Origin of the sequence: Mesorhizobium sp. M8A.F.Ca.ET.208.01.1.1, from assembly GCF_004791315.1 — a bacterium.
Lineage (GTDB): Bacteria > Pseudomonadota > Alphaproteobacteria > Rhizobiales > Rhizobiaceae > Mesorhizobium.
Genome location: NZ_SRUT01000072.1, coordinates 1 through 404 on the forward strand (window position 1 = coordinate 1; position 404 = coordinate 404).

Consider the following 404-nt stretch of genomic DNA (forward strand, 5'->3'; position numbering starts at 1 on the left):
GCGGCCCGGATAGGTGTCGACGACGATCTCGGCCTTCTGGCCAGGCTTCATGTGGGTGAGCTGGGTTTCCTTGAAATTGGCGTTGATCCAGGTGTCGCCGGTCTCGACCAGCGCGAACAGCGGCGTGCCGACGGAGACATACTGGCCGACCTTGAACGAGGCAGCCTGGTAGATGACGCCGTCGGCCGGCGCCTTCACCGTGGTCTGCGCCAGTTCGTAAGCGGCCTTGTCGCGCGCGGCGATCGCCGACATCACCGTCGGGTGCCTGTCGGTCTCGATGTCCGGGTTGCCGCCAAGCGCCGCCTTGGCGCTGACGATGCCCTGCTCGGCGACCGCCAGCTGCTGCTTGGCCTTGTCGAGGTCGTTACGGGCCTCGTCCAGCGAAGACTTGGCGTTGATGCCCT

1 protein-coding gene is annotated in these 404 nt (G+C 66.1%); it reads right to left on the reverse strand.

Features of this window, described 5'->3' with window-relative positions; translation table 11 throughout:
* The coding region (locus EN851_RS34335) for an HlyD family efflux transporter periplasmic adaptor subunit (protein WP_135931058.1) at nt 1–404 on the reverse strand (404 nt) is incomplete at both ends.